The organism is Psychrobacillus sp. (assembly GCF_056205495.1).
In genome coordinates this window covers 1-5,138 of record NZ_JBAEAP010000573.1, presented here as the reverse complement: position 1 = coordinate 5,138, position 5,138 = coordinate 1, and the positions used below count along the sequence as shown (strand labels likewise).

5 protein-coding genes are annotated in these 5,138 nt (G+C 36.8%); all 5 read right to left on the bottom strand.

The window, feature by feature from the left end; all coding sequences use genetic code 11:
* Nucleotides 1-119 precede the first annotated feature (119 nt).
* The gene (locus tag AC06OU_RS16205; protein WP_475857156.1) at nt 120-677 is read right to left on the bottom strand and encodes a class I SAM-dependent methyltransferase; all 558 of its coding nucleotides are present in this window, start codon (nt 675-677) and stop codon (nt 120-122) included.
* Nucleotides 678-853: 176 nt separating this feature from the next.
* On the bottom strand, nt 854-2,242 hold the full coding sequence (locus tag AC06OU_RS16200; protein WP_475857155.1) for a protoporphyrinogen oxidase: 1,389 nt from the start codon (nt 2,240-2,242) through the stop codon (nt 854-856).
* A gap of 571 nt (nt 2,243-2,813) precedes the next feature.
* Nucleotides 2,814-3,440, bottom strand: a complete 627-nt coding sequence (gene kynB / locus AC06OU_RS16195; RefSeq protein WP_475857154.1) for an arylformamidase — start codon at nt 3,438-3,440, stop codon at nt 2,814-2,816.
* A gap of 12 nt (nt 3,441-3,452) precedes the next feature.
* Nucleotides 3,453-4,307: a tryptophan 2,3-dioxygenase gene (gene kynA, locus AC06OU_RS16190; protein WP_475857153.1), complete on the bottom strand. Its 855-nt coding sequence runs from the start codon at nt 4,305-4,307 to the stop codon at nt 3,453-3,455.
* A 14-nt stretch (nt 4,308-4,321) separates the two neighbouring features.
* The coding region (gene kynU / locus AC06OU_RS16185; RefSeq protein ID WP_475857151.1) for a kynureninase at nt 4,322-5,138 on the bottom strand (817 nt) is incomplete at its 5' end.

The window sequence follows — 5,138 nt, the reverse complement described above, 5'->3', positions numbered from 1 at the left end:
TGGTGCCCTTTTTTGCGAAGCATTTCCATTTGCGATAACAGCATCTTCACTCCTCCAGTTAAGCCCTGGTGAGGTAAAAGGTAGCCAATCTTTAAATGATCTTTTAGAGAAGCAGATTTCTACCGAGGGGACGGATAGATTTTAAATAAACTTGCCCCATTATCATGAATTTTCACCTGACTATATCTGAAATCATAATCAATGAAGTCAATGATGTTCCACCGACTTTTATGGGTTTCTAAATCATTCCCTAAGTACTCCCCTTGCACTGCTGGATATATCGGAGTTGATATAATGAGTGATTTATTCGTGATTTTTAATAAGTCGTCTATTAGTCGTAACCCATCTTTTTTATCAAAATGCTCCAGTACATCTATCAATAAGAGAGTGTCGTATCTCTTCGTTAAGGTAGGAAGCACCTCAAAAATATTCCCATAATAAATATTATTATATACATAATCATGTACTGGATTATTATATTCCTTAAAGCCTTCTATACCATCCATTTTAAGATGCCAGGATTCCTTTTCATAACGTTCATAAGGGATATCAAAAACTTCTCTTAATAATAATCCATATTTTCCAAATCCAACACCTATATCTAAAATTGACCCTGGAGCGTCTTGTACTACTAAGTTCACAATTTCAGGGATTGCTTGATACCAGCTTGTAGGCATAATTTGTGCTCCTTACTTTTTTTTATAACAAACCTAACCTCATACTTTCTATATGTATGATTTATTTGCTCTCATAGTTACTCGCTTTACAATAAAGAACCATTTGAGCGGAAAAACAGAAAAGGACATCCCAAAGATTTTCTTCTTTGGGATGTCCTCTGTAATCTTGTCTAGCATTACTTCATCTTTTCTACAATTCGTTCCGCTGTTTCTTTACCATTTTTGATACAGGGGCCAATTCCTACTCCATAATATGAGCAACCAGCCAATATGACTTGAGGGAATAGATCATTCATTTTTTTCTCAAGGGATTTGATCGCTTCTGCATGTTGCAAATGATAATTTGGCATCATATCGTTCCATTTTGTTACCTCAACTACCTGAGGAATGCCATCTAGCTTAAGACTATTTCTTATATCCTTCATAGCAACCTCAATTAGTTGCTCCTCAGTCATATGCTTCATCTGTGTAAATTCTGGGTTCGTGCTCTTATAAAACATACGAACCAATAACTTACTGTTTTTTGAAGTATGTGTCCATTTACGGCTAGTCCATGTACAAGCATTACATTTCACATCTGAGTTTTCCGATACAATATAACCCGTACCCTCTGCAGGTAGCTGCTCATCAGGTATATCAAAACCAAGATAAATACTAATGAGAGACGAGTTTTTAAGTTTATTGAAATCAGTATCTAATTCCTTATGCTTCAGTACTTTTTGTGCTACATCATGTGGTGTTGCTAGAATAACATAATCAGCTTCTATTACCTGATGATCCGATAGAGATACATAATACATACTATTTCTTTGCTCTATATTAGAGACATAAGCACCTTTCATAATAGTAGATCCTATAAGTTCTTTTTCTATACCGTCAATTAATGTAGACAAACCATTTGCAAAGGAAATAAACTTCTTATTAGCAGATTTTTGAAATTGTTCCTTGTTAGCCCCGAGTCCTTTGATAATACTACCGTATTGATTTTTATAATCGACCAAATAGGGCAACGTCGTTTCCATAGTCAGCTTGTCCAAGTCCCCGGAATATACGCCAGAGAGAACAGGAGCAACCTGTTTCTCCACAAGCTCCTCCCCTAAGAAATGCTTTAAAAAAGAGCCAATGGAGCTTTCCTTCGTAAACCCTTCGTTCGGCATATCTAAATCCTTTAAGGCTTCCTCTTTCCCTTCCTCTGACACAAGGGTACTACTTTCAAGCGATTCTATACTTGTAGGAATTCCAAACACAGAATCAGCTGGAATGGCATGCAGTTCATTATTCGTATATAAATAAGAAATTCCTGTTGCATTATATACTAGCTCATTCTCTAATCCCAGTTCCTCCACTAAAGGTAATACTGATTCATGACGCGCAACTATAGAATCTGCGCCCACCTCCATAATAAAGTCATCCTTATGTACGGAATGAATCTTGCCTCCTAAATATTCATTTGATTCGATCAAGGTCATTTCAAATTGTAAGGATTTTTCATTTTTGAGCTGGTGCAAATAATGCATGACTGAAAGTCCTGTTATTCCTCCACCTACGACAACTACCTTTTTCAAAGTAATCACTCCTCCTGTGCTTCATACATACCATGTTATCTTAAGTATAAACATGTATAAAAGGATATAGTATGATTTCTCTCACTCTCCAGGATGATTTTGAAGGAACGTTTACAGGATTGTCAAATTTAATCTAATAGGAGGCAGTAGCTATACATACTTTTTGGTGTTATTTTAAAAAGCTTTGTTAAAGTTATAGGTTGATTTTGACTAACAATTCTTTTTATATATTGACTGTAAACATTATATAAGTGACCTTCAAATGACAAATAAATTATGAAATTGGGGTTGGTGACAGTTTTTCGGCTTTGTTTAACCGAGTAAATTTATAACCAATTTATCGATGCATCAAAGAGGTTCCCATTGATTGATTGGAGCACCAGACGGCGACTCCTACGGGATGAGTGAGACAGATAAGACATCACAACCACGCGTGTTAGCGATGGGTGATGGCTTATCGCTCACCCCGAGGAAAGCGTCCGGCTGGTGCGAAAAATCAATTCTACTCTCTGATCTAAGATTTCTTTGCATTATAAATCAACCCTACCCTTCAACATAGCCTTTTAAAATATTAGAGTGCTCTTAAAATAGCTCTGACCGGACTTCCATCTGCTCCTACTATTTTTAAGGGCAACGCGATTAACTCATACTCCCCTTCCGCAACATCTTGCAAGTATAGGTTTTCGATAATATTTACTCCATGCTGATATAAAGTATGGTGTATCGGAAGTTCCTTACTTTCAATATCATCTACAGAAGGAATATCCAAGCCCAATAAAAATATCCCCTTTTCTTGTAAAAACTCACCTATATTCTCTCTTAACAAAGGTATGGAGCTAGGAAACTGTTCCACATTGGTCACTTTTTTCGTTTTCAATAATAACCGTTTTGTACCGTCTAAATGAAAGCCTTCTAATTCTTCACGACCAATCAAGCCCAAGCCTGTTACATCAACGACTTTAGCTGCTCCAATATAATTATTAACATCTAACTTATCTATCGTATCGGCACTATTATTAAAATGAAATGGTGCATCTGCATGAGTGCCCGTATGCACACTTGCAGTAATCTGGCCAATATTCACTGAACCAGTTTGTTGCTTAGTATGCACAACTTCAAAGCTAAATGGTGTATCTCCTGGCCAAACTGCAATTTCTTTCGATAATGGTAGCGTAATATCTATCCAGCTATTAGACATATTCCCTCACCCCTATAGATTAGTTCTCAAATCCCATAACTCTGGGAAAAAGCGATGATCTAGTACCTTTCGTAAATAATTGACTCCAGAGGAGCCCCCTGTCCCTACTTTAAAACCAATAATTCGTTCCACTGTTTTCATGTGACGGAATCTCCATTGCTGCAGCCAATCCTCAATGTCTATTAACTTTTCTGCCAGCTGATAAAGCTCCCAATGTTGATCAACATTTTTGTATACTGTCTTCCATGCCTCCGCGACACTGTCGTCACCGGAATACGTGATTGAGTAATCCCTTTTCAATAAATCCGGATTAATAGGAAATCCTCTTCTAGCCAAACAGTCAATGGACACATCATAAATACTAGGTGATTTAAATGCCATTCCTAGCTCATGATGTAGTGCCGTATCCTTTTCGTAAATTTTTAATATATGTGCTGTTTTGTACCCTAGAGCAAACTCAATTTTACGATATTGATAAGACTGAAAACCGGATGACTTCCCTAAATGATCTCTAAACTCTAAATATTCTGCAGGAGTTAAAGTAGACAATACATCCCAGGCTTGAATTAACTGTGATTGTATTTTTGTTACTCTCGCTAACATTTTAAAGGCTGTTTGCAAATGATCCCTTTGAATAGCTTGAATAGCACTAGTCAATTCGTGAAGAATAAGCTTCATCCATAATTCATTCACTTGATGAATGATTATAAAAAGCATCTCATCGTGGTGAGTAGATAACGTATTTTGACTAGCTAAAATGGTATCCAGTTTAAGATAATCTCCATAGGTCATATCCTGTACAAAATTTGTATGAATTCCGTTTTCGTTAGATTCTCTCTCATCAGAATTAGCAATTGGATTAGACAAAAGCTTTCCCCTTTCTAGGCTATTACTTCTCTTTCATTATCATATTGGGAGTATTCCTTCTTCTCCATAATTTCTTTTAATATATTTACAGTTTTCCAAACCTCTTCAAACGTGTTATATAGAGCTACAGGTGCCAAGCGTATACCATTAGGCGGGCGGTAATCAGGAATTATATTCCTAGATTTTAACGCTTTGCATATTCTTGCTGCCTCCTTATGCATTAGAAACAGATGGCCACCTCTTTGTTCTCTTTCACTTGGTGTAATAATTGTAAATTCAAAGTTACTTAGCTCGTTCTCTATTAGAATCCTCATAAATTCTGTTAGTTGCTCAGACTTTGACCTTATTTTGTGTATGCCTACCTCCCCAAACATTTCGAGAGATCCTAACAATGGGGCTGCACTTAATATATGAGGGGTTCCTATTTGAAAAGAACCAGCTTGGCCAGCAGGTGTCATGAAGATTTCTAAATCAAATTGCTTCTCTTTTTGAGAGCCAAACCAGCCTGCAAGTCCTGGCCTCTTGCCAAGATGCTTTTGATTTGTATAAAGACCACCTACAGATCCCGGACCACCATTTAAATGCTTATAAGTACACCAAAACGCAAAATCCACTCCCCATTCATCTAATGAATGAGGGATTGCACCAATCGAGTGGCAAAGGTCAAAGCCAATTAAAATATCTCTTTTATGTGCTTCATCCGTCAGCTTTTTCATATTTAGAATTTGTCCACTTCTATATAGAACACTAGGTAATACAATCATGGCTACTTCTTCAGTCATTGCTGCTATAATATCTTCCTCGAGTAAAATCCCTTCCTTTCCCTTCACT

Excerpts from the sequence above, each read along its gene's own strand:
- AC06OU_RS16205 (WP_475857156.1), bottom strand. The coding sequence starts at position 677 with ATGCCTACAAGCTGGTATCAAGCAATCCCTGAAATTGTGAACTTAGTA.
- kynB (WP_475857154.1), bottom strand. The coding sequence starts at position 3,440 with ATGTCTAATAGCTGGATAGATATTACGCTACCATTATCGAAAGAAATT.